This is a genomic window from Staphylococcus coagulans, assembly GCF_022557135.1.
In the GTDB taxonomy this organism is placed as follows: domain Bacteria; phylum Bacillota; class Bacilli; order Staphylococcales; family Staphylococcaceae; genus Staphylococcus; species Staphylococcus coagulans.
Genome location: NZ_CP092966.1, coordinates 2,289,908 through 2,314,244 on the forward strand (window position 1 = coordinate 2,289,908; position 24,337 = coordinate 2,314,244).

At 37.2% G+C, this 24,337-nt stretch carries 19 protein-coding genes; 6 read left to right on the forward strand and 13 right to left on the reverse strand.

Features of this window, described 5'->3' with window-relative positions:
• The first annotated feature begins 1 nt into the window (after nt 1).
• The gene (gene folE2, locus KM149_RS11010; RefSeq protein ID WP_214972162.1) at nt 2-883 is read left to right on the forward strand and encodes a GTP cyclohydrolase FolE2; all 882 of its coding nucleotides are present in this window, start codon (nt 2-4) and stop codon (nt 881-883) included.
• Nucleotides 884-1,185: 302 nt separating this feature from the next.
• Here folE2 and KM149_RS11015 read toward each other — a convergent pair whose 3' ends face one another.
• Together KM149_RS11015 and tadA are read right to left on the reverse strand one after the other, a co-directional pair.
• Nucleotides 1,186-2,052: a Cof-type HAD-IIB family hydrolase gene (locus KM149_RS11015; RefSeq protein WP_165546015.1), complete on the reverse strand. Its 867-nt coding sequence runs from the start codon at nt 2,050-2,052 to the stop codon at nt 1,186-1,188.
• A 222-nt stretch (nt 2,053-2,274) separates the two neighbouring features.
• Nucleotides 2,275-2,754, reverse strand: coding sequence for a tRNA adenosine(34) deaminase TadA (gene tadA / locus KM149_RS11020; protein ID WP_241415396.1), 480 nt, complete (start codon nt 2,752-2,754; stop codon nt 2,275-2,277).
• Nucleotides 2,755-2,824: 70 nt separating this feature from the next.
• Here tadA and KM149_RS11025 point away from each other — a divergent pair, with 70 nt between their 5' ends.
• Nucleotides 2,825-3,433, forward strand: coding sequence for a deoxynucleoside kinase (locus KM149_RS11025; protein WP_050331751.1), 609 nt, complete (start codon nt 2,825-2,827; stop codon nt 3,431-3,433).
• Between the two features lies 1 nt (nt 3,434).
• Nucleotides 3,435-4,100: a deoxynucleoside kinase gene (locus KM149_RS11030; protein ID WP_050331752.1), complete on the forward strand. Its 666-nt coding sequence runs from the start codon at nt 3,435-3,437 to the stop codon at nt 4,098-4,100.
• 65 nt (nt 4,101-4,165) lie between these two features.
• Here KM149_RS11030 and KM149_RS11035 read toward each other — a convergent pair whose 3' ends face one another.
• From KM149_RS11035 to KM149_RS11050, 4 genes are all read right to left on the reverse strand, one after another.
• A complete protein-coding gene (locus KM149_RS11035; RefSeq protein WP_182280414.1) occupies nt 4,166-4,876 on the reverse strand; it encodes an HAD family hydrolase in 711 nt (236 codons plus the stop codon).
• A gap of 121 nt (nt 4,877-4,997) precedes the next feature.
• Nucleotides 4,998-6,080 (reverse strand): branched-chain amino acid aminotransferase, encoded by a 1,083-nt coding sequence (locus KM149_RS11040; protein ID WP_241415397.1) that lies wholly within the window; start codon nt 6,078-6,080, stop codon nt 4,998-5,000.
• A gap of 365 nt (nt 6,081-6,445) precedes the next feature.
• Nucleotides 6,446-7,405 (reverse strand): L-threonine 3-dehydrogenase, encoded by a 960-nt coding sequence (locus tag KM149_RS11045; RefSeq protein ID WP_060830533.1) that lies wholly within the window; start codon nt 7,403-7,405, stop codon nt 6,446-6,448.
• Nucleotides 7,406-7,899: 494 nt separating this feature from the next.
• On the reverse strand, nt 7,900-9,087 hold the full coding sequence (locus tag KM149_RS11050) for a glycine C-acetyltransferase (RefSeq protein WP_016424311.1): 1,188 nt from the start codon (nt 9,085-9,087) through the stop codon (nt 7,900-7,902).
• A 109-nt stretch (nt 9,088-9,196) separates the two neighbouring features.
• Between KM149_RS11050 and KM149_RS11055 the strand changes: the two genes are divergently transcribed.
• The 3 genes from KM149_RS11055 to budA all read left to right on the forward strand — a co-directional run bounded on the left by KM149_RS11055 (nt 9,197) and on the right by budA (nt 13,279).
• Nucleotides 9,197-10,363, forward strand: a complete 1,167-nt coding sequence (locus KM149_RS11055) for a M20 family metallopeptidase (RefSeq protein ID WP_214972152.1) — start codon at nt 9,197-9,199, stop codon at nt 10,361-10,363.
• A gap of 515 nt (nt 10,364-10,878) precedes the next feature.
• Nucleotides 10,879-12,543, forward strand: a complete 1,665-nt coding sequence (alsS, locus tag KM149_RS11060) for an acetolactate synthase AlsS (protein WP_050346067.1) — start codon at nt 10,879-10,881, stop codon at nt 12,541-12,543.
• A 31-nt stretch (nt 12,544-12,574) separates the two neighbouring features.
• Complete coding sequence (gene budA, locus KM149_RS11065; RefSeq protein WP_103356568.1) at nt 12,575-13,279, forward strand: acetolactate decarboxylase; 705 nt, start codon at nt 12,575-12,577, stop codon at nt 13,277-13,279.
• Nucleotides 13,280-13,700: 421 nt separating this feature from the next.
• Here the strand turns inward: budA and KM149_RS11070 are convergent, their stop codons facing one another.
• From KM149_RS11070 to rpoC, 7 genes are all read right to left on the reverse strand, one after another.
• Nucleotides 13,701-14,750 carry a PTS sugar transporter subunit IIC gene (locus KM149_RS11070; protein ID WP_103356310.1) on the reverse strand — a complete coding sequence of 350 codons (1,050 nt, stop codon included), beginning with the start codon at nt 14,748-14,750 and terminating at the stop codon, nt 13,701-13,703.
• Nucleotides 14,751-15,270: 520 nt separating this feature from the next.
• Complete coding sequence (tuf, locus tag KM149_RS11075) at nt 15,271-16,458, reverse strand: elongation factor Tu (RefSeq protein WP_016424306.1); 1,188 nt, start codon at nt 16,456-16,458, stop codon at nt 15,271-15,273.
• Nucleotides 16,459-16,641: 183 nt separating this feature from the next.
• Nucleotides 16,642-18,723, reverse strand: coding sequence for an elongation factor G (gene fusA / locus KM149_RS11080; RefSeq protein ID WP_050331760.1), 2,082 nt, complete (start codon nt 18,721-18,723; stop codon nt 16,642-16,644).
• A 138-nt stretch (nt 18,724-18,861) separates the two neighbouring features.
• Nucleotides 18,862-19,332: a 30S ribosomal protein S7 gene (gene rpsG, locus KM149_RS11085; RefSeq protein ID WP_014614746.1), complete on the reverse strand. Its 471-nt coding sequence runs from the start codon at nt 19,330-19,332 to the stop codon at nt 18,862-18,864.
• 81 nt (nt 19,333-19,413) lie between these two features.
• Entirely contained in the window at nt 19,414-19,827 is a 414-nt protein-coding gene (gene rpsL / locus KM149_RS11090) for a 30S ribosomal protein S12 (protein WP_016424304.1), read from the reverse strand.
• 95 nt (nt 19,828-19,922) lie between these two features.
• Nucleotides 19,923-20,177, reverse strand: a complete 255-nt coding sequence (locus KM149_RS11095) for a ribosomal L7Ae/L30e/S12e/Gadd45 family protein (protein ID WP_165546018.1) — start codon at nt 20,175-20,177, stop codon at nt 19,923-19,925.
• A gap of 259 nt (nt 20,178-20,436) precedes the next feature.
• Nucleotides 20,437-24,057, reverse strand: a complete 3,621-nt coding sequence (rpoC, locus tag KM149_RS11100; protein WP_050331761.1) for a DNA-directed RNA polymerase subunit beta' — start codon at nt 24,055-24,057, stop codon at nt 20,437-20,439.
• Nucleotides 24,058-24,337: the final 280 nt, after the last annotated feature.

The following is a 24,337-nucleotide window of genomic DNA, read 5'->3' on the forward strand; positions in this document are numbered from 1 at the left end:
CATGACTGAATTTGATTTATCAACGCGTGAAGGTCGTTGGAGACATTTCGGTTCGGTTGATCCCGTTAATGGAAGTAAGCCGACAACAAAATCTGAAATGCCCGACCTTCAAAGTACGCATAAAAATTTCTTATTTGAAATAGAAGAAGTAGGAATTAAAAATCTCGTTTACCCTGTTTGGATTGATCAATACCAAACGGCTGGTAATTTTAGCTTTTCGACAAGCCTGACGCAAGATGAAAAAGGCATTAACATGAGTCGTATATTAGAATCTGTTGAAGCGGAATATGACAACGGGATTCGACTTGAATTTGAAGCATTAACACAACTGATGAATCGTCTCAAAACAAGTATGAAACAACGAAGTGCTGGTGTAGACGTGAGCGGAAAGTGGTTTTTTGATCGCTTGAGCCCAGTCACTCAAATTAAAGCAATTGGCCATGCAGACGTCACATATGGTTTAGCTGTCGATAACGATCAAATTACACGCAAAGAATTGACAATTGAGGCTGCAGTGACAACGCTCTGTCCATGTTCTAAGGAAATCAGTGAATACTCTGCACACAATCAACGTGGTATGATTACTGTCAAAACATATATTGACAAAAACGCGATATTACCTGAAAACCATAAAGAGATTATTTTAGATGCAATGGAAGCCAATGCGAGCTCAATGCTTTATCCTATCTTAAAAAGACCTGATGAAAAAAGAGTAACAGAGCGCGCTTACGAAAATCCACGTTTTGTAGAAGATTTAATACGCTTGATTGCTGCTGACTTAGTAGAGGTCAACTGGATAGAAGGCTTCGATATTGAATGTCGTAACGAAGAATCTATCCATCAGCATGATGCGTTTGCAAAATTGAAATATAGAAAATCATAGTTTGCACTCATAAAAATAATCTTTTTTGAGGCAAACTCATCATAATTTTAATGATTTAGAAGGGACTCTAGATTAAATCAATAATCTAGAGTTCTTTTTTATTGGTTTATAAATTATTCTTGGGAACTAGACAATTTACCGTCGTTATAGTGATTCTCTATTTTTATTCATAAAAAAATCGGAAAGGCAAAATTGAAATATCATTTCACCAATCCGATTGATACAAAATCCATCATGCTAGATGGATTATACCCGCTATAATAGAGTTAAAAGACAATATGCAGTATCACGCTTAAGCCAAATTAATTATTCTCACCTAAAACACGATAAATTGCTTTTGCGACACCACTTTCTTCATTCGAAGCTGTTACAAAAGTGGCATTTTCTTTTAATTCAGGTAAACCATTGTCCATTGCCACAGCAATACCTGCACGATCTAGCATTGATTTATCGTTCAAATTGTCACCGATTGCCATGGTATCTTTCATATCAATGCCTAATTTTTCAGCAATCGCACATAATGCTAACCCTTTTTGTGCATCTATGTGCGTAATTTCTAGATTACCTTTTGAAGAAGAAGACACCGCTAAATTACTACTCTCTGACAATTCAGCCTTCACTCGGGCAATTTTATCTAAATCCGTATCATGCGCAAGAACTTTCATGATTAACTCTCCTGTTACGGATTCTATATTGTCATAGTTGTTTACTACTTTTAATGTTCCAATTTCAATACGATGATTAATATGTTGACGTATTTTTTCAACATCAGGTTGTTGCCCTGAGTATTTAGCAATGTCCAAATAAATTGCTAAATCACGCTCAGGGTCTTCAGTGTAAATACCAAAATTTGTATAAATTTGATAATAGATATTTTCACGAACGAGCACGTTTCGAATACGTTGATAAAGTTCATGATTTAGACTCGATGTATGGACAATATCAAAGCTTTCATCACGGACTTCTGCGCCATTCAAACAAATATATGGGACTTTTAATCCTGTTGGTTTAATCGGATCATTCGCTTCATAAAACGCTCGGCCTGTCGCAATGGTTACTGTAACACCGCGTGATTGTGCGTATTGAATGGCTTCAATATTTTCTTGTGAAACTTCATGTGCTGCGTTTAGCAACGTGCCGTCCATATCTGTGGCAATAAGTTTTACCATCTTTATCCCTCTCTCTTTTATGTTTTAACTATAAAATGACTGTCTCAAATACAGTCTCATTCTATCAAAATTATGACTATAAGTATTGTTCAAACATCTTCATTTATTTAAACGAAAGAAAGGATTACTTGTACAACGCTATGTCATTCAGTCGGGGATTTGTTGTTTACACTTGGCACCAACTCATATCTTTTTTTCATGCCTCGATAACTTAATCACAGCCTAGTTTGACATCGCCTTAGTGGCTTTTCGTTGACGTAGCGTTCTAAAAAATTGACGTAAGATTTCACCACATGAGTAGGCCAATACACCTTCAATCACTTTTGCTCGGTGATTCATACGCTGATCTTGAACGAGATTCATTAAACTACCGGTGCATCCCCCTTTTGGATCATATGCACCAAATACAACATTGTCCACTCGACTCATCACAATGCTTCCTGCACACATCACGCAAGGCTCTAGTGTCACATACAATGTACATCCTTCTAATCGCCATGTTCCTAGTGTTTCAGCAGCTCGTTCTATTGCTAGTTGCTCAGCATGTGCAGTCGGAATTTGATTTGTTTCACGTAAATTATGTGCACGTGCAATCACTTTTTCATTTTTAACGATAATGGCACCGATAGGCACTTCTCCTTTTTTTGCCGCTTCACGTGCTTCTTCAAGTGCCAATGACATATAATATTGATGACTTGTCATACAGAAATAGCCTCACTTATGTTAAAATTTGTAATACTGGTTCAATAAAATTTTTTATGGAGAGAAAAATATGAAAAAACCGTTTATCGCAATCGAAGGACCGATAGGCGTTGGCAAATCTTCATTAGCGCATAAGTTGAGTCAATCTTATCACTTTTATGAAGCAAAAGAAATTGTCGGCGAAAATCCTTATCTATCAGATTTTTATACAGATATTTCCAAATGGAGTTTTCAAACGGAAATGTTTTTCTTATGTCATCGTTACAAAGCTTATCAAGATCTAGCTGAATACGATGGTGGCATTGTCAGCGACTATCATATTTATAAAAACAAAATTTTTGCGCGTAATACTTTAAATGATAAGGAATATGATAAATTTTCCAGAATTTATGATATTTTAACGGAAGATCTGATTTCTCCAGACTTCACTGTTATTTTAGATGCAGATTTAAGTATACTTAAAGCACGTATCGCCAAACGAGATCGTGATTTCGAAGCGAATATCCAAGATGATTATTTATTAAAACTTAAAGAAGATTATGCAAATTACTATCAATCATTAAAAAATGATGGTCATCATGTTTTATGGATTGACACAACAAAAATTGACTTTGTTGAAAATCCTGATGACTATGCGCATGTATTAGAACAAATTAACGAACTAATCGGAGGCAAATGAAATGAATCAATATAACATTCCTTCCAATGCTATTATTACAATAGCTGGAACCGTTGGTGTTGGTAAATCATCATTAACGCAAGCTTTAGCTGAGAAGCTTAACTTTCGAACTTCTTATGAAAATGTCGAAAATAATCCTTACCTCGATAAATTTTATCAAGATTTCAATCGATGGAGTTTCCATCTTCAAATTTACTTTTTAGCAGAGCGTTTCAAAGAACAAAAACGTATGTTCGAATATGGCGGTGGTTTTGTACAAGATCGTTCTATTTATGAAGACGTCGATATTTTTGCGAAAATGCATGAAGAACAAGGTACAATGTCTGAAGAAGATTTCCAGACCTACTCAAACCTTTTCGAGGCAATGGTATTAACACCTTACTTTCCTAAGCCAGATGTCCTTATTTATCTCGAATCTGATTATGACACTGTGATTGAACGCATTCAAACACGTGGACGTCAAATGGAAATCGAAACTGATCCAGAATATTGGAAAATGTTGTTTAAACGTTATGACGATTGGATTAATCAATTTAACGCTTGTCCAGTTGTTCGTGTCAATATTAAAGAATACGACTTATATGAAAACCCCGAGTCGATTGATATCGTGCTCAAGAAAATCGAACATGTAATTCATACATATAGACAAGTGGATTCGCGTTCATAATCCGAATCTTATCAAGATTAATGCGCTAATTTTAAAGCAGGTTAAAGAAGAAACAACGCACGTCGTTAACTTCTTTGATCTGCTTTTTTATCTAATACAGACAGTAATTGACTGATGTCATCAATGACCACATCTGCCGCTTCAAATGTCGCTTCTTGCCCTAATCCCGTTCTTACACCTACATTTAAAGCACTACCTGCATTTTTTCCAGTCAACATATCGTTATCTGTATCTCCCACCATCACAAGCGATTTACCTTGTACGCCCATGTCCCACAAAGGTTGAAGCAACCGTGCATCTGGCTTTTCATAATGATTACCCTCTGTAGAAATCAATATGTCAAAAACCTGCTCTAATTGTGTAGTTTTGATAAATTTGTCTACCCCTACCGCATTATCACTTGTCACTAGACCTAAATGATAAGACTGTTGTTTTAGTTCATAAAGCAATGTCTGCACACCTTCATACAACTCGATTTCAGGCTGTCTTTGACGTATCAGTTGCTGACTTCTTTCTGAAACCCATTTTGTAGTATCCGCATCTGTAAAAGCGTTAAATACATTTATCATATCTTTTAACGTCCCTGAAGCCATGATACTTCCTTTCACAAATTGATGATCACGTATACCTAATTTGTGATACACTTCGCTCTGATTATTAATTTTATAATATGCACAGACGTCATCAACTAATTGTATGCCTATCTTGGTCCAACTCTGATCAAAATGTATCAGTGTGCCATCTTTATCGAATAGTATCCATTGTTGATTTGTCATTCTTTCCTCACCTCATCTTTTTTTGCGTTAGGTTTATCATACTTCAAAATAAAAAGCGTCCAAAATTGAACAACGCAATTTTGACGCTTCCTTTTTCAAATTTAAAAATGATTCAAATATCTTATCTTTCGTAATGTGGTACAACTACACGCCATCCTTTAGGATCATCTAATTTTCCACTTTGAATACCTGTGTAGTGATCATAAAGTTCTTGTGTGATAGGGCCTGTTTGATTATCATTAATTACAATCTGTTGATCTTTAAATTGTAATGTCCCTACAGGTGAGATGACTGCTGCTGTACCGGTACCAAACACTTCTTGTAAAGCGCCTTCTTTATGAAGATCAAATAATTCATCAATCGAAATACGACGCTCTTCAACTTCATACCCTAATGTTTGTGCCAATTCGAGCACCGTTTTTCTCGTAATCCCTGGTAAAATACTCCCGTTTAATTGTGGCGTAAACACTTTGCCATTAATGACAAAAAAGATGTTCATACTTCCTACTTCTTCAACATATTTTTGTTCTACACCATCTAACCATAGTACTTGATCAAAACCGAGTTCATTCGCATTTGCTTGAGCAAGTAAACTTGCAGCGTAGTTACCTGCTACTTTCGCGAATCCAACGCCTCCACGCACGGCACGTACGTATTCATCTTCAACATAAATTTTAGTTGGACGTAATGAGTCACCGCCATAATATGAACCCGATGGTGATAAAATAATTAACAAGCGATATTCGTGGGACGGGTGAACACCTAACACACCTTCTGTCGCAAATACAGTCGGTCGAATATAAAGAGACTGACCTTCTCCTTCTGGTACCCAATCACGATCAATATCTACGAGCTGTTTTAATCCTTCTAGCAATAATGCTTCGTCAATTTCCGGCATTTTTAAACGTGCCAACGACTGATTGATACGTTTAAAATTTTCCTCAGGTCTAAACAAAACAACCTCGCCGTTATGTTTGTATGCTTTTAACCCTTCAAATACTGATTGGCCATAGTGAATACTCTGTGCTGACGGTGAAAGTTCAATTGGACCATAAGGAATAATCTTTAAATCGTGCCATCCTTTTTCTAATGAGTACTCAAAGCTTAACATGTAATCAGTGAAGACTTCACCGAAAGTAAGCGATGCATTGTCGGGCTTTTCTTTGAGTGATTTTCTGGCATCAAGTTTAATGAGTTCTGACATGATTATTCCTCCTAATTATGTAAATGTAATATATGCATTATAACAATGACAGTCATACAATTCAATGAGAATTCCGAAAATTAAAACAATTTATAGATTTTATTTTAATTTTTGTGAAATATTTCTGCCATTTCAAAAAAGATAGCGCTATTTCGAATAACCTATACGAATTGACTATATTATCATCTATCTTACTTTCTAACCGATTGAACTTCAATTGTTTTGATATATACGTCGACACCCTTATTATTGTTTAGCTCTGAAATGATACTATAACAAGCAAAAAAACAGTAAAGTTATTGAAATGGTGAATTTCCTTGAGCCACATACTTTTCAACAACTTTACTGCTTTATTTAATATTAATTTAGGCTTTATGACTTTCTTTCTCGCGAATACCTTCTAACATACGTGTTGTCATCGCTTCTAAATCATATTTAGGGTTAAAGCCCCATTCGCCACGTGCGCAACTCGTATCAATATTATCTGGCCAACTTTCAGCAATATCTTGACGTACAGGATCTACATCATAGTCTAGTGTAAATTCAGGCATATGTTCTTGAATTGCTGACTTTACCATTTCTGGTTCTATACTCATTGCACTTAAGTTATATGCATTACGATGAATCAGTTTACCACCGTCTGCTTCCATTAATTGAATAATCGCTTGTATCGCATCATCCATAAACATCATATCCATATATGTGTTTTTATCAATATAGCTTGTGTACTTACCTTCTCGAACCGCTTGGAAATAAATATCAACGGCATAATCCGTTGTACCGCCACCGGGCTCTTTAACATATGAAATCAAACCAGGGAAACGAACACTGCGTGTATCCACACCGAATTTAGTAAAATAGTAATCGCACAATAATTCCCCAGAAACTTTATTTACACCGTACATCGTATTTGGTCTTTGGATTGTAACTTGGGGTGTGTTTTTCTTAGGTGTATTGGGTCCAAAAGCACCGATAGAACTTGGGGTAAAAAATTGTAAGTTTAAGTGACGCGCTGTTTCTAACGCATTTACAAGTCCACCCATGTTCAAATTCCATGCTAATAAAGGCTTTTGTTCAGCAGTTGCAGACAATAGCGCAGCCATATGCATCAAAGTATCAGGCTTAAATGATTCTGCAATTTGCATCATTTTATCTGCATCTGTCACATCTAGTATTTCAAACGGACCTTCCGCAACTATAGAACCTGCTTCTGGCTCACGAATATCAGTAGCAAGCACATTTTCAGTACCATAAACTTCACGGCATTTTGCGACAAGCTCAGTCCCAATTTGTCCTAACGCACCGGTAACCATAATTCTTTTCATAACGTCATCCATCTCCATTCTGTGTTTCTCCTGAGGACACATGTGTTTTATGTACAATCATTTTCTTTAAAATATAGAGTAATTATAACATTAAAGCGTTTTCTTGTATATGCATGATATACATATAAATACACATTGATTTCAAATTCTAACTTTATCGCAAATTTAAATATCAAAGACATCTTAATGTTAAATCAGTTTGAGCTATAAGCATATTTTAAGCTAAAGATAAAGCTCTAAACAAATAAAGGAAGTCACTCACTAGATTTCGTATTCGTTTATAACCATTTATACGCAATTGCAGTTATCTTTACCAAAGTTTCACAATAAAATTAATTTTCTGTCCTGCATACGATATGACACTTAAATCAAAAAAGAACAAGGTAAAATCATTACACTGCTATGATAAGTGTACACCTTGCTCTTTTAAAGATGACTCGAATATGTGCCCTTTTCCAGCTCAAATAACGAATCTTAATATATAATTTTTTTAGTTAAATGACTTCTAATTCTTTACCCACACGTTCATACACCGCTAACGCTTCATCTAGCATTTCTTTTGTGTGTGCAGCTGTTGGCATATTACGTACACGTCCTGTACCACGTGGCACAGTTGGAAATACGATAGATTTAACATAAATGCCTTCATCCATTAAACGTTTACTAAATTGTTGTGTTTTCTTTTCGTCTCCAATAATTACAGGCGTAATCGGTGTTTCAGATTTACCTGTATTAAATCCTAAACGGTTCAGACCTTCTTTTAAATAATGCGCATTGTCCCATAGTCGATCATGAAGTTCAGTTGATGCCATTAATTTATTAACTGCTTCAGTAATAGCTTTTGTATCGCCAGGTGCCAATGAAGTAGAGAATAAGAACGGACGTGATTGTACTTTCAACCAGTCAATTAATTTTTGTGAGCCCGCAACATAGCCACCCACAACACCAATTGCTTTAGATAATGTTCCGATTTGGAAATCAACTTTGTCTTGTAAGCCGAAATGTTTTACTGTACCTGCACCTTTACCCATCACACCTGAACCGTGTGCATCATCCACGTAAACCATGATACCGTATTCTTCACAAATTTCGACAATTTCAGGTAATTTAGCAACATCACCATCCATACTGAAAACACCGTCAGTAATGTACATCACTTTATTGTATTGCCCAGATTCTACAGCTTCTTTTGCTTTTTGACGTAAATCATCCATATCTGAATGGTTAACACGAATAATTTTCGCTTTTGATAAACGGCAACCATCAATAATTGAGGCATGGTTTAATTCATCAGAAAGAATAGCATCATTTTTATTCATAACCGCTGAAATTGCAGCCATATTACAATTGAAACCTGATTGGTAAGCAATTGCCGCTTCAGTGCCTTTAAATTTCGCCAAAGTCGCTTCAAGTTCATCGTGTAAATCTAATGTACCATTAATAGTACGTACTGCCCCTGCACCTACACCATGAGAATCAATAGCACTTTTAGCTGCCTTTTTCAAATCTTCGTTTGTTGCTAAGCCTAAATAGTTATTTGAAGAAAGGTTAATGTATTTTTTGCCATTAATTTTAATTTCAGGACCGTTTGCACCTTCAATTGTATCAATTTCATTATAAAGACCATTATCTTTTAAATAACTAATATTTTCTTCAAGAAAGTCATTTAACTTTTGTACCATGATTAAGTTCCCCTTTCAATTTTCATACACTTTAATCATAACGTATTTTGTACAAACTTAAAAGCAAGTGTATAATAAATGAAATAACTGCAAGTAAGGAGGGATCATCGTGACTGATTGGTTCCAATTGGCTTATGAAAAAGAACAGGATATGATTGAAACACGTCGTTATCTTCATCAATATCCCGAATTGTCTTTTCAAGAAAAACATACTCATGATTATATTGTAGAGCGTCTCCAAAAATTAAACTTTCAAATTGATGCGCATGTAGGACAAAACGGTATATTAGCCCGTATATTAGGCGAAGAGCCCGGCCCTACAATTGCTTTGCGCGCTGATTTCGATGCGCTACCTATCGATGATTTAAAAGACGTCCCTTATCGTTCTAAAGTACCAGGCATCATGCATGCCTGTGGTCATGATGGCCATACGTCTATATTATTAACCGTCGCGGAACTATTACACGAGCATCAATCGGAGTTGAAAGGGACAGTCGTTCTGATATTTCAATATGGCGAGGAATTAACACCGGGTGGCGCTCAAGAAATGATTGCAGACAATGCATTAATGGGCGTTGATAAAATCTATGGCAACCATTTGTGGACAGGCTACCCTACCGGCACGATTCATACACGACCCGGGCCTATGATGGCACAGCCGGATGAATTTCATATTACGCTCTTTGGTAAAGGAGGGCATGGCGCGAAACCCCACGAAACCATCGACCCCATCGTTATTTTGGCAGAGTTCATTTTAAGTGCTCAAAAAATCGTCTCAAGAACGATAGATCCCGTCAAACAAGCAGTACTCTCTTTCGGTAAGATTGAAGCAGGAAACGCCGATAGCGTTATTCCTGATACAGCCACTTGCCAAGGCACTGTTCGAACTTTTGATTCTGAAGTTCAAACACACATCTATCATAAGATGGATAAGCTGCTTCAAGGACTCGCATTGGCAAACGATATCACTTATTCATATGATTACATTAAGGGTTATTTACCTGTCTATAATCATGAAGCGTCAGCAGAAACCGTTAAAAAGGCAGCCAATGCATTGAACTTTCGATACCATGACTCTGACCTCATGATGGTTGGAGAAGATTTCTCTTTTTATTTAAAAGCCAGACCCGGTGCTTTTTTCTTTACGGGTTGCGGTAACCCTCAAAAAGAAACCGATTGGCCCCATCATAGTCCACACTTTGATATTGATGAAAGTGCGATGAAGTACGCCGTAAGTACATTCATGAAAATATTAGAACTTGAAGGCAACTTTTAGTTAAGGTTTCAAGTTGAGAATATAAGCAAGATAGAAAATCTTTTTGATGATGTCGTTACTTCTCAAACGGCTAATTCAGGCGCGCTATCATATATTAATGGATAATTTCATATTTATAATGATTTAGAAAAAAGAGGACAATAATGATTTGATTGTCCTCTTCTTTGCGTTTTATTCACTCACTAAAATGAGCTCATTTTTATATCAAAATCCCTTTTACTTCATTTATTATTCTATATTTTAATTGTTGAAAAATTGATATTATCCGATAGCCAAAATTCATGTAATCGCTTAATACAAGTCATATCAACGACTTAATAAATTGATATTTTTAAAATAACTATTTCCATCTAAATAATAAAAACATTGTTTTTGATTAAATTAGTTTTGTGTTCTAGACTTAAAATAGGCATAAGTCATATGAGTGATCTATTTGATACCCTGCTAATATATTTTAGGTATGAATCGTTCACTGATACTGACTTATCTTACATGATAAGGAAGGAATTGATAACATGACTCATCAAAACTATTCAGCTGCAGATATGGTGATTGATACTTTAAAACATCACGGTATTGACTATGTATTTGGTATACCGGGTGCAAAAATAGATTTTCTTTTTAATGCATTAAAAGATGATGGCCCTGAACTTATTGTTACGCGTCATGAGCAAAATGCTGCCATGATTGCGCAAGGAATTGGCCGATTGACTGGAAAGCCAGGAGTTGCCCTTGTAACAAGTGGACCAGGGGTGAGCAATCTTACTACCGGCCTTCTCACTGCAACTTCTGAAGGTGACCCTGTGCTCGCTATTGGTGGACAAGTTAAGCGTAATGATTTACTTCGTTTAACCCATCAAAGTGTGGACAATGCATCATTATTGAGATCTTCTACAAAATTCAGTGCGGAAGTTCAAGATCCTGAATCATTATCAGAAGTGATGACAAATGCGATTCGAGAAGCAACTTCTGGAAAAAATGGTGCAAGTTTTATCAGTATTCCACAAGACGTTATTAGTGCGCCAGTTCAAACGGAAGCAATCACTGTTCCTCAAAAACCAAAATTAGGTGTTCCTGCAGAGGAAGATATTAAAAATATTGTCGAAGATTTAAAATCTGCACAATCACCTGTATTATTAGTGGGTATGCGTAGCTCTAGTGAAGCTGAGACACATGCGATTCGTCAACTTGTTGAAAAGTCAAAATTACCTGTTGTTGAAACATTCCAAGGTGCAGGTGTGATTAGCCGTGAATTGGAGTCACACTTCTTTGGAAGAATAGGTTTATTTAGAAACCAAGTGGGTGATGAGCTTCTTAGAAAAAGTGATTTAGTCATCACAATTGGTTATGACCCAATTGAGTATGAAGCAAGTAACTGGAATAAAGAATTAGAGACTGAAATTATCAATATTGATGAAGTTCCTGCAGAAATCACGAACCATATGCAACCTAAAGCTGAATTGATTGGTAATATATCAGAGACAATTCAACTCATTTCTGAACATATTAATCATCCAATCTTAGACGAAGAAAAATTACAAAAACTCGATTCACTTAGAGATAATGTATCTGAAGCAACAGGGATTAAAGCAACGCATGTTGAAGGTGTCCTTCACCCTATCGAAATTATCGATGCGATGCAAAAAACAATTAGTGACGATTCAACAGTGACTGTCGATGTAGGAAGTCATTACATTTGGATGGCTAGAAAATTTAGAAGCTATAAACCACGTCATTTATTGTTCAGTAATGGGATGCAAACATTAGGTGTCGCTTTACCTTGGGCAATTGCTGCTGCACTCGTTAGACCTCATGAACGGGTAATCTCAGTTGCTGGAGATGGTGGCTTCCTATTTTCTGGCCAAGAACTTGAAACAGCAGTTCGTAAAAACCTTAATATTACACAATTGATTTGGAATGACGGACGTTACAATATGGTTGAATTCCAAGAGGAAATGAAATATCAACGTTCTGCAGGTGTTGAATTCGGGGAAGTTGACTTTGTCAAATACGCAGAGTCATTCGGAGCAAAAGGCGTTCGCGTCACTACACCAGCAGAATTAGAACAAGCAATTAAAGAAAGTTATACGACAGAAGGACCTGTTTTAATTGATATTCCGGTCAATTATGCCGATAACATTAAATTATCAACAAATGTACTACCCGATGCATTAAATTAAACAGAAAAGAAAGCAAAGGAGTAATTAGAGTATGGCACACACATTATATCAACACGGGACTTTAGGTACGTTAATGGCAGGACTATTAGAAGGCACTATGAGTGTAAAAGAAGTACTGGAACATGGTGACTCTGGACTTGCAACATTAACAGGATCCGACGGTGAAGTGATTTTTCTAAATGGAGAAGCTTATCACGCAAATGAACATAAAGAGTTCGTTAAATTAAAAGGCGACGAAATGACGCCTTATGCAACAATTACACGCTTTTCTGCTGATGAAACTTACCAAACAGAAAATAAACCTTCTGAAGACGTGTTAGAAGAAGTGAAAGCACATATGCTAAGTGCAAATATGTTTTCATCTGTAAGAATTACAGGAACATTTAAAAAAATGCATGTGCGTATGATGCCTGGGCAAGAGCCCCCTTATACACGTTTAATCAATTCTGCGCGTAGACAGCCAGAACAAACAGAAGAAAATATTCAAGGAACTCTTATTGGCTTTTTTACACCTGAACTCTTTCATGGGATAGGTTCTGGAGGGTTTCATATCCATTTCGCTGATGATGCCCGTCAGTTTGGTGGGCATGTCCTCGATTTTGAAGTCGATCATGTTACAGTTGAAATTCAAAACTTCGAAAATTTTGAGCAACATTTCCCAGTTCATAATCGTACATTCACAGAAACTGAAATAGATTATAACGATATTGCTGATGAAATTAGAGAAGCTGAATAAACCATAATAGTGGCATATTCATTTAAATCTTAGTATTTAAATCTAACTATCAATAGAAAAAAAGAGATTGAGCATGGTATCTAAACATTATGTTGCTTGATTTTCGTTATCCTTACTTAAAGAGGGGATGAAACATCATCATATTCATACGCGCTTACTCGCGCTAGGCTTGTAATACTGTTAGTGATTGAATACGATACCCCCTTTTTATAAATAATTAAAAGTCATATGCACTGATTTTTTGAAATCTATTTTAAGTTGATCTCAAACTGTATCACAAATTATTAAGAAGGCAGACTTCAACGTCTTGCCTTCTTATTTTTTATAAGTTATAAACCATTGTCCCCTCCTCTCTTTTTATATTTCGTTGTATAGGTTGAAGCGATTTTCAATTGAATGGGACAATGCTTCAGCTAACGCTTTAAATATTCAAACGATAATCTTCAGGTTTCACAATGGGGAACACACGCATAAATAGATATTTAAATAAGAAATTGAATCCAACCGGCGCAATAATAAAAGCAACTAACATTTTTATAAAATTAGTTATATTCCAACCACCGTCTACTAAATTTAAATAATTAATGGGTCCTACTAAGCCACTAAATCCAAAACCTGCACTCATAGGTGTGCCAATAATATTTAATAGAGAAGCAATCAGACCACAACAAGCCGCTGTACACACAATAGGTAGTAAAATAATAGGCTTTTGCGCTGCATTCGCCATCGACATTTTAGGCGAGCCAATAAAATGTGCCACACTTGTTCCTTTCGTATTAACTGACCAACCTAATATCGCAAATCCGAAACCAGCTGCACAAATACCAATATTTGCTGCACCTGCACCAATGCCTGAAATTGAAATCGCAAGTGAAATACCTACAGTTGTAATCGGCGACACAATCATTATGCTAAATATCACTGCTATGATGATACACATCACGACTGCCTGAAGGCTCAATAGTGCTGCGACCCCATGTCCAATCCATGTGGTGATTTGCATGACGTACGGCAACATCAAGCGTCCAATAAAGCCAACGCCTACGAGTAATATAAGTGGTATCACTAAAATCGTATAGGCTTTTAACTTATCACCGATAAACAAAATCACAGCTGCTCCTAATGCTGCTGTCAGTCCCATGTTGATGACATCGCCCGTACCTTTAAGTATAATCATACCTTCTTTTCCAAATTGCGCTGCACCTGATGCAAACATCGTCGCTAATCCCAATGCCGTAGCTTGGATTGGATTAAATTTAAAGTTTAAACCGGTTAATACACCCACCACGAGTCCCATCATCGCATTAGACAATGCCAAAGCCCCTACGATAGGTTTCAAAAATGGCAGAACAGGTACTAATACTTTCATTAATTCTCCTAGTAATGCACCTGGAATAAGCACAACGACGACACCAATAGCCATGCCATTCAAAATATTCATTACAAATTGCTTTGCTGTCAAATTCTCCATGGTTTTCCCACTTTCCAATTCAAATTAAATAGTTTAATTTATCCCATCTTATACACAATACACTCAACGGAATCATATCCCGCAATCAAAGTGAAGTGAGAATATTTAGATAATTTCCATCATACACACTTTAACGCTTAAAAGCAATACATTTCAAATGGAAGTGTACTATTGAATTAATAGAATACTTTTACTAGTAAGATGCCATTGATCTTTTAATTCAACTCATAACAGTAGTTACTTATAGCTTTGTTCATGATGCGGAGACAAGAAAAGATAGTTATTTTTAGCATTGCTCTCTAGATAAGCTAGCTTTATATTGTATCCCTTCTATAAATAGTTTAGTAGTGCAGTCTATCATTTTATGTATGAATCATTTTGAAACGCATCAAAAAAGAGATTAAGTAACGCGATACTACTTTACCCCTATACTTTGCTTATCAGTCTGATTTGACAGAGCGCCAATATAAAAAGAGCTAACCCAACAGGGCTAGCTCTTTTATCTCATCAAATAGATGAATTATTTTTCGATTTCAGTAACAACGCCTGATCCTACAGTACGTCCACCTTCACGAATTGAGAAACGCGTACCGTCTTCGATAGCGATTGGTGAAATTAATTCAACTTCCATTTCAACGTTATCGCCAGGCATAACCATTTCAGTACCTTCTGGTAAGTGAACAACGCCAGTTACGTCAGTAGTACGGAAATAGAATTGTGGGCGGTAGTTAGAGAAGAATGGAGTGTGACGACCACCTTCGTCTTTAGATAATACGTAAACTTCTGCTTTAAACTTTGTGTGTGGTGTAATTGAACCAGGAGCAGCTAATACTTGACCACGGTTGATGTCTTCACGTGCAACACCACGTAATAAAGCACCAATGTTGTCACCAGCTTCAGCGTAGTCTAGTAATTTACGGAACATTTCTACACCAGTAACAGTTGTTTTAGAAGATTCTTCAGCTAAACCGATGATTTCAACTTCTTCACCAACTTTGATTTGACCACGTTCAACACGACCAGTAGCAACTGTACCACGACCAGTGATTGAGAATACGTCCTCAACTGGCATCATGAATGGTTTGTCTGAGTCACGTTCTGGAGTTGGAATGTAATCATCAACAGCTTGCATTAATTCTAAGATTTTTTCTTCGTATTCTGGTTCGCCTTCTAAAGCTTTTAATGCTGAACCAGCGATTACAGGTACGTCATCGCCTGGGAAGTCGTATTCAGATAATAAGTCACGAACTTCCATTTCAACTAATTCTAATAATTCTTCATCGTCAACCATGTCAACTTTGTTTAAGAATACAACTAATGCTGGTACACCAACGTTACGTGATAAAAGGATGTGTTCACGAGTTTGTGGCATTGGACCATCAGCAGCAGATACTACTAAGATACCACCGTCCATTTGAGCAGCACCAGTGATCATGTTTTTAACATAGTCAGCGTGTCCAGGACAGTCAACGTGTGCATAGTGACGTTTGTCTGTTTGGTATTCGATGTGTGAAGTATTGATTGTGATACCACGTTCTTTTTCTTCTGGCGCGTTGTCAATCATGTCGTATGATTGTGCAACAGAGTCACCGTTTTTAGCTAATACAGTTGCGATAGCAGCTGTTAAAGTAGTTTTACCATGGTCAACGTGACCGATAGTACCAATATTGGCATGTTCTTTTGAGCGATCGAATTTTTCTTTTGCCATTATGAAATCTCTCCTCTTTGAATAAGAATTAATATTTTAAATATCTCTCATGAAAGTTACTCACCAACATGAGATAGATAATGATATTTCCTTTATAAATCATTTTACTGAAAAAATCAATTTATAAACAAGGCTTGCCCTTAGTCATATTAACATGATTCGCGCTAATTTGTAATGATTGAATTACTCGCCTTTGTTCTTTTTGATGATTTCTTCAGAGATTGATTTTGGCACCTCTGCATAGTGATCGAAGTACATTGTATAAGTACCGCGACCTTGCGTGTTAGAACGTAATGAAGTTGCGTAACCAAACATTTCTGAAAGTGGTACATAAGCGTTTACCACTTGTGCGTTACCACGTGGTTCCATACCATCTACACGTCCACGACGGGCAGTAACGTCACCCATGATATCACCCATGTATTCTTCAGGCATTTCGATAGTTACTTTCATCATTGGTTCTAAGATAACTGGATCACATTTTTTAGCAGCTTCTTTAAGCGCTAAAGATGCAGCAATTTTGAAGGCCATTTCAGATGAGTCGACATCGTGGTATGAACCATCAAATAATTTTGCTTTAACATCGATTAATGGGTAACCAGCTAAGACACCATTTTCCATAGCATCTTTAAGACCTTGTTCAACTGATGGAATGTATTCACGAGGAACTACACCACCAACGATAGCATTTTCGAATTCGAAACCTGCACCTGTTTCGTTTGGTGTGAATTCAATGTGTACATCACCGTATTGACCACGACCACCAGATTGACGAGAGAATTTACCTTGAACTGCAGCAGATTGTCTGAATGTCTCACGATAAGACACCATTGGCGCACCTACGTTAGCTTCAACGTTAAATTCTTTTTTCATACGGTCAACAATGATGTCAAGGTGAAGTTCACCCATACCACCAATGATAACTTGACCTGTTTCTTCATCTGTATGCGCTTTGAAAGTTGGGTCTTCTTCTTGAAGTTTCACAAGCGCCTGAGTCATTTTATCTTGGTCAGCTTTAGATTTTGGTTCAACTGATAAGTGGATAACTGGCTCTGGGAATTCCATTGATTCAAGGATGATGTCATTTTTCTCTCCACAAAGCGTGTCACCTGTACCAGTATCTTTAAGACCTACAGCAGCTGCGATATCACCAGAATATACAGTGCTGATTTCTTGACGTGAGTTTGCGTGCATTTGAAGGATACGACCTACACGTTCACGTTTGTCTTTTGTTGAGTTTTTAACATAAGAACCTGAAGTTAAAGTACCTGAGTATACGCGGAAGAATGTTAACTTACCAACGTATGGGTCAGTCATAACTTTAAATGCAAGTGCAGCGAAGTCAGCATCGTCGTCTGCTTTCGCAATCACTTCTTCATCAGGATCATCCGCACGATGACCAATGATTGGTTTAACATCTAACGGAGAAGGAAGGTAGTCAATAACAGCATCAAGCATTAATTGAACACCTTTGTTTTTGAACGCTGTACCACATAATACAGGGTAGAATTCAACGTCTGTTGTTGCTTGACGAATAGCGTCTTTAAGTTCGTCAACAGTGATTTCTTCTTCACTGAAGATTTTTTCCATCAAGTCATCATTTGTTTCAGCAACAGCTTCGATTAATGTTTCACGTGCTTCTTCTGCACGTTCACGGTGGTCTTCAGGAATTTCAGTTTCTTCAATTTCTGTTCCTAAATCATTTGTGTATTTGAAACATTTCATTGTAACTAAGTCGATGATGGCATTGAAGTCATCTTCTGCACCAATTGGTAATTGGATTGGTGCTGCGTTTGCTTGTAAACGATCATGTAAAGTGCTTACTGCATAATCAAAGTTAGCACCTAATTTGTCCATTTTGTTTACAAATACGATACGTGGTACGCCGTATGTTGTTGCTTGACGCCAAACTGTTTCAGTTTGAGGTTCAACACCTGATTGCGCATCTAATACTGTCACTGCACCATCAAGTACACGTAAAGAACGTTCAACTTCAACAGTGAAGTCTACGTGTCCTGGTGTGTCGATGATGTTAACACGGTGACCATTCCATGCTGCAGTTGTAGCGGCTGAAGTAATCGTAATACCACGGTCTTGTTCTTGTTCCATCCAGTCCATTTGTGAAGCACCTTCATGTGTTTCACCAATTTTGTGGATACGTCCAGTGTAATAAAGAATACGTTCAGTAGTAGTCGTTTTACCCGCATCAATGTGTGCCATGATACCGATATTACGCGTGTTTTTCAAAGAAAATTCTCTTCCCATGGGTATTCTTTCTCCTTCCAGAATAATAGGATAATATATTTAGATATAGCTTTACCCTAAGCACGTACAGTTCTCTCAAACAAGCAAAATGCAAGTTGATTACTGATACTAGAATTGCTCAGGGAATTAGCACATATCTTACCAGCGATAGTGAGCGAATGCTTTGTTCGCTTCAGCCATTTTGTGAGTGTCCTCACGTTTCTTAACTGCACCACCAGTATTGTTTGCTGCGTCTAAGATTTCGTTAGCTAAACGCTCTTCCATCGTTTTTTCACCACGAAGGCGCGCATAGTTTACTAACCAACGTAAACCTAAAGTTGTACGACGCTCTGGACGAACCTCTACAGGCACTTGATAGTTTGAACCACCTACACGGCGAGCTTTAACTTCAAGTACTGGCATAATATTGTTAATTGCTTCATCGAAAACTTCCATAGCATCGCGACCTGAACGTTCTTGAACTAGGTCGAACGCTGAATAAAGAATACGTTGAGCAGTTCCACGTTTACCATCTAACATAATCTTGTTGATTAATTTTGTTACTAACTTAGAGTTGTGAATTGGATCCGGTAACACATCTCTTTTAGGTACTGATCCTTTACGAGGCATAATACAAGTCCTCCCTTCCTATTATAGTATATTTATATTCTATCAGTCATGATTAAAAGGCTGATTTACAATCTTTTAACCTTATTTTTTAGGTTTTTTAGTACCGTATAATGAACGGCTTTGCATACGACCATCAACACCAGATGTATCTAACGCACCACGTACGATATGGTAACGCACACCAGGTAAGTCTTTTACACGTCCACCACGTACAAGTACAACACTGTGCTCTTGTAAGTTGTGTCCGATACCAGGAATGTATGCGTTGATTTCAATGTTGTTTGATAAACGAACACGTGCATATTTACGTAACGCTGAGTTAGGTTTTTTAGGTGTCATAGTACCCACACGTGTACATACGCCACGTTTTTGTGGAGAATTCAATTTAGTGAATTGTTTCTTTTGACTATTGAAACCTCTATTTAAAGCTGGTGAGTCTGATTTTTGAGTTTTGCTTTTTCTTGGTTTACGTACTAATTGGTTAATAGTAGGCATTTCAAGTTTCCTCCTCTCTTCATTTCTTAATCCCACACATCCAGGTGGTTCATTTTTAGGTTAAATAAAATTTAGTAAGCAAAAACTTACTAATCTCATTTGAGCAAAGCAACAACTGTTGCTTTTACATTTATACCAACATATTCTCCCAATGCTTTTCGGCTTGAAAAGAATTCGATAGGTATCTTATTTTGATTGGCAAAGCATAACACGCGTGCTAAGAGATGCACATTAACATCTTCACCGATAATCAATGTTTTTACACGTTGTTTTTGAAGCGCTTTTAGCGTTTCTTTTAAACCAACAACGTAGGCTTGTTTGTTTAAGCGTGTGACTTTTTCATTAGACATTTACATATCCTCCAAAGTACTTGCTTGCATCAACCTTTACTATATTATCATTTTCATAAATACTTCGTCAACTGTTATTCGCAATAAATATTGATTTTTAGAGACTTGTGAATACCAGTCAATCTTATATTGGGGATGCAGGCAGTCTGATTTCAATATTGTATACACGATATCGAAATCAGCCCCTACCTTTTATTTCTGTCAGTACAGATCATATATTGACAGATCCCAATATTACAACTTACTTCAATGATTCAAATTAGTCGATAATGACTTGCTCTTCAAGGCCTTGTTGTGGCGCTTCGTCTTTTTCAATATCAACTTTACTGTAGCGTTTCATACCCGTACCTGCAGGAATTAATTTACCAATGATAACATTTTCTTTAAGTCCGAGTAAGTCATCACGTTTACCTTTAATCGCAGCATCTGTAAGAACACGTGTTGTTTCTTGGAAGGATGCAGCTGACAAGAAGCTTTCTGTTTCAAGAGAAGCTTTTGTAATACCTAACAAGACTGGTTTCGCAGTCGCAGGACGCTTACGTTCTTTAAAGGCTTCGCGGTTCGCATCTGTAAAGTTATGGATATCAACAAGTGATCCTGGTAATAATTTCGTGTCACCTGCTTCAATGATACGAACTTTACGTAACATTTGACGTACCATAACCTCAACGTGTTTATCGTCGATTTCTACACCTTGCATACGATAAACTTTTTGAACTTCTTTAAGCAAGTATTCTTCTGTCGCTGTTAAACCAGCAACTGCAAGGAAGTTTTTCGGCTCAATTGAACCTTCAGTTAATACTTCACCACGTTCTACGGATTGGCCAATTTCTACTTTCAAGCGTGATGTACCAGAGGCAAGATATGAGCGTGTTTCGTTCGCACCTTTAACAACGATTTCTTGTTGTCTATCTTTGCCAACTGTGATGTTATCAATCACACCTTCAATTTCTGTAATAACAGCTTGACCTTTAGGATTACGCGCTTCGAAAATCTCTTGGATACGTGGTAAACCTTGTGTAATATCGCTACCAGCAACCCCACCTGTGTGGAATGTACGCATTGTTAATTGTGTACCAGGTTCACCGATAGATTGTGCAGCAATTGTTCCTACTGCTTCACCAACTTCGACTTTTTCACCTGTTGCCAAGTTTTTACCGTAACATTTTTCACAGACACCATGTCTTGTGTTACATGTAAATGCAGAGCGAATATACATTTCTTCAATACCAGCATCCGTAATTTCTTTAGCGATTTCTGGTGTAATTAATTCGTCTGGGCGAATGATAATTTTACCTGTTTCAGGATGACGTACAGTTTCTTTTGAATAACGACCTTCGATACGTTCAATAAATGGTTCGATCATTTCAGTACCTTCTTTAATATCTGAAACGAGTAAGCCACGGTCTGTACCACAGTCTTCTTCACGAACAATGACATCTTGTGCAACGTCAACAAGACGACGTGTCAAGTAACCAGAGTCGGCAGTTTTCAGTGCTGTATCGGCAAGACCTTTACGCGCACCGTGAGTAGAGATAAAGTACTCTAATACCGTTAAACCTTCACGGAATGATGAAGTGATTGGAAGTTCGATGATTTTACCAGATGGTGCGGCCATTAAACCACGCATACCTGCAAGTTGCGTAAAGTTAGATGCGTTACCACGGGCACCTGAGTCACTCATCATGAAGATTGGGTTCGTTTTATCAAGTGATTTCATCAATTTAGCTTGGATTTTATCTTTTGCATTTGTCCAAATTTCAATAACCGCATTATAACGTTCTTCTTCTGTTAATAAACCACGGTTGAATTGTTTTTGAACACGCTCAACTAATTTTTCTGACTCATCCAAGATTTCTTGTTTATCTGGTAATACAACAATGTCTGCTACACCTACTGTAATACCTGCTTTTGATGAATATTTAAATCCTAGGTCTTTCATCAAGTCAAGCATCATAGACGTATCTGTAATGCTAAAGCGATTGAACACTTCTGCAATAATATTACCCAAGAATTTTTTGTTGAATGGTGGAACAAGTTCAGTATTTTCAAAGTACTCAGCTAGACCACCTTCACCAAGTTCTGATGGATCAACAAAGTATTTATCTGGTGTGTTTTTCTCAAGGTTTGTTGCTGTTGGCTCATTAATGTACGCAAATGAGTCCGGAATAATTTCGTTAAAGATGACTTTACCTACAGATGTCGCTAAAATTTTGTTATTTTGTTCCTCAGTAAATGTAGGGTTGTTGAATGAAGAAGCTTGGACACCAATACGTGTGTGTAAATGTACATGGCCATTCGCATAAGCTTTGATTACTTCATTCGTATCGTTAAACATCATTCCTGTATTAACAGCGTCTTTACGTTCTAATGTTAAGTAATAGTTACCTAATACCATGTCTTGTGATGGTGTTACGACTGGTTTACCATCTTTAGGGTTTAGGATGTTTTGTGCAGCAAGCATCAACATACGTGCTTCTGCTTGTGCTTCTTTAGATAATGGAACGTGAACCGCCATTTGGTCACCGTCAAAGTCTGCGTTATAGGCAGTTGTAACGAGTGGGTGCAAACGAATCGCACGGCCTTCAACTAATGTAGGTTCGAACGCTTGGATACCTAATCTGTGCAATGTTGGCGCACGGTTTAAAAGTACAGGGTGTTCAATAATAACATCTTCTAAAACGTCCCAAACTTCGTCTTCAGTACGCTCAATTTTACTTTTAGCATTTTTGATGTTTGTTGCAATTTCACGTTGCACTAATTCTTTCATTACAAACGGTTTGAACAATTCTAATGCCATTTCTTTCGGTAAACCACATTGGTACATTTTTAAGTTTGGACCTACTGCGATTACTGAACGACCTGAATAGTCTACACGTTTACCTAACAAGTTTTGGCGGAAACGACCTTGTTTACCTTTTAACATATGTGAAAGTGATTTTAATGGACGGTTACCTGGTCCTGTTACAGGGCGACCACGACGACCGTTATCGATTAACGCATCCACAGCTTCTTGTAACATACGTTTTTCGTTTTGAACGATGATTCCGGGCGCACCTAAATCTAACAAACGTTTTAAACGATTGTTACGGTTAATAACACGACGGTATAAGTCGTTCAAATCACTTGTAGCAAAACGACCACCATCGAGTTGAACCATTGGACGAATCTCAGGTGGAATAATTGGAAGTACGTCTAAAATCATCCAAGCTGGGTTGTTACCAGAGTTACGGAATGACTCAACAACTTCTAAACGTTTGATGGCACGTGTTAAACGTTGACCTGTTGCAGATTCCAATTCGTCACGTAATACTTTTAATTCTTGATCTAAATCGATCTCATCTAATAAATCTTTAATCCCTTCAGCACCCATTTTTGCAGTGAATTGACCAGGGAATTTATCATAATATTCACGGAATTCTGCTTCAGAAAGCAATGTTTTCTTTTCTAAGCCTGTTGGACCTGGATCCACAACGACATAAGAAGCAAAATAAATAACTTCTTCTAAAGCACGTGGTGACATGTCTAACAAAAGACCCATACGGCTTGGGATTCCTTTAAAATACCAAATATGCGAAACTGGAGCTGCTAACTCAATGTGACCCATACGTTCACGACGTACTTTTGATTTTGTCACTTCTACACCACATCGGTCACAAATCATACCTTTGTAACGTACACGTTTATACTTCCCACAACTACATTCCCAGTCTTTAGTAGGTCCGAAAATTCTTTCACAGAATAGACCATCTTTTTCTGGTTTTAAAGTACGATAGTTAATTGTTTCTGGTTTTTTGACCTCACCATATGACCAAGAGCGGATTTTTTCAGGTGAAGCGAGTCCTATTTTCATGTAATGGAATTTATTTACATCAATCAAGGAGCCTACCTCCTTTAGTTTAAATTAGCTGTGCTAGTTGATTGATTCACACGATTTCATAATATATTAAAGCAATGTCTATTTAACAAACAGGATAGAGAAGATGCGTGTAGGTTTCCACACATCTCCCTTCTCGAGTAGCAAAAGCGCCACTCGTCTTCCTTTCGTTTTAATCAAGTTCAGGTTAAGTCTTTAACGCGTCTCATGTTCTTAACGCAATTAAATCCTTAAAAGTTACATTGAACGTGCATAACTATCGGCACGCTATGACGTCTCATGC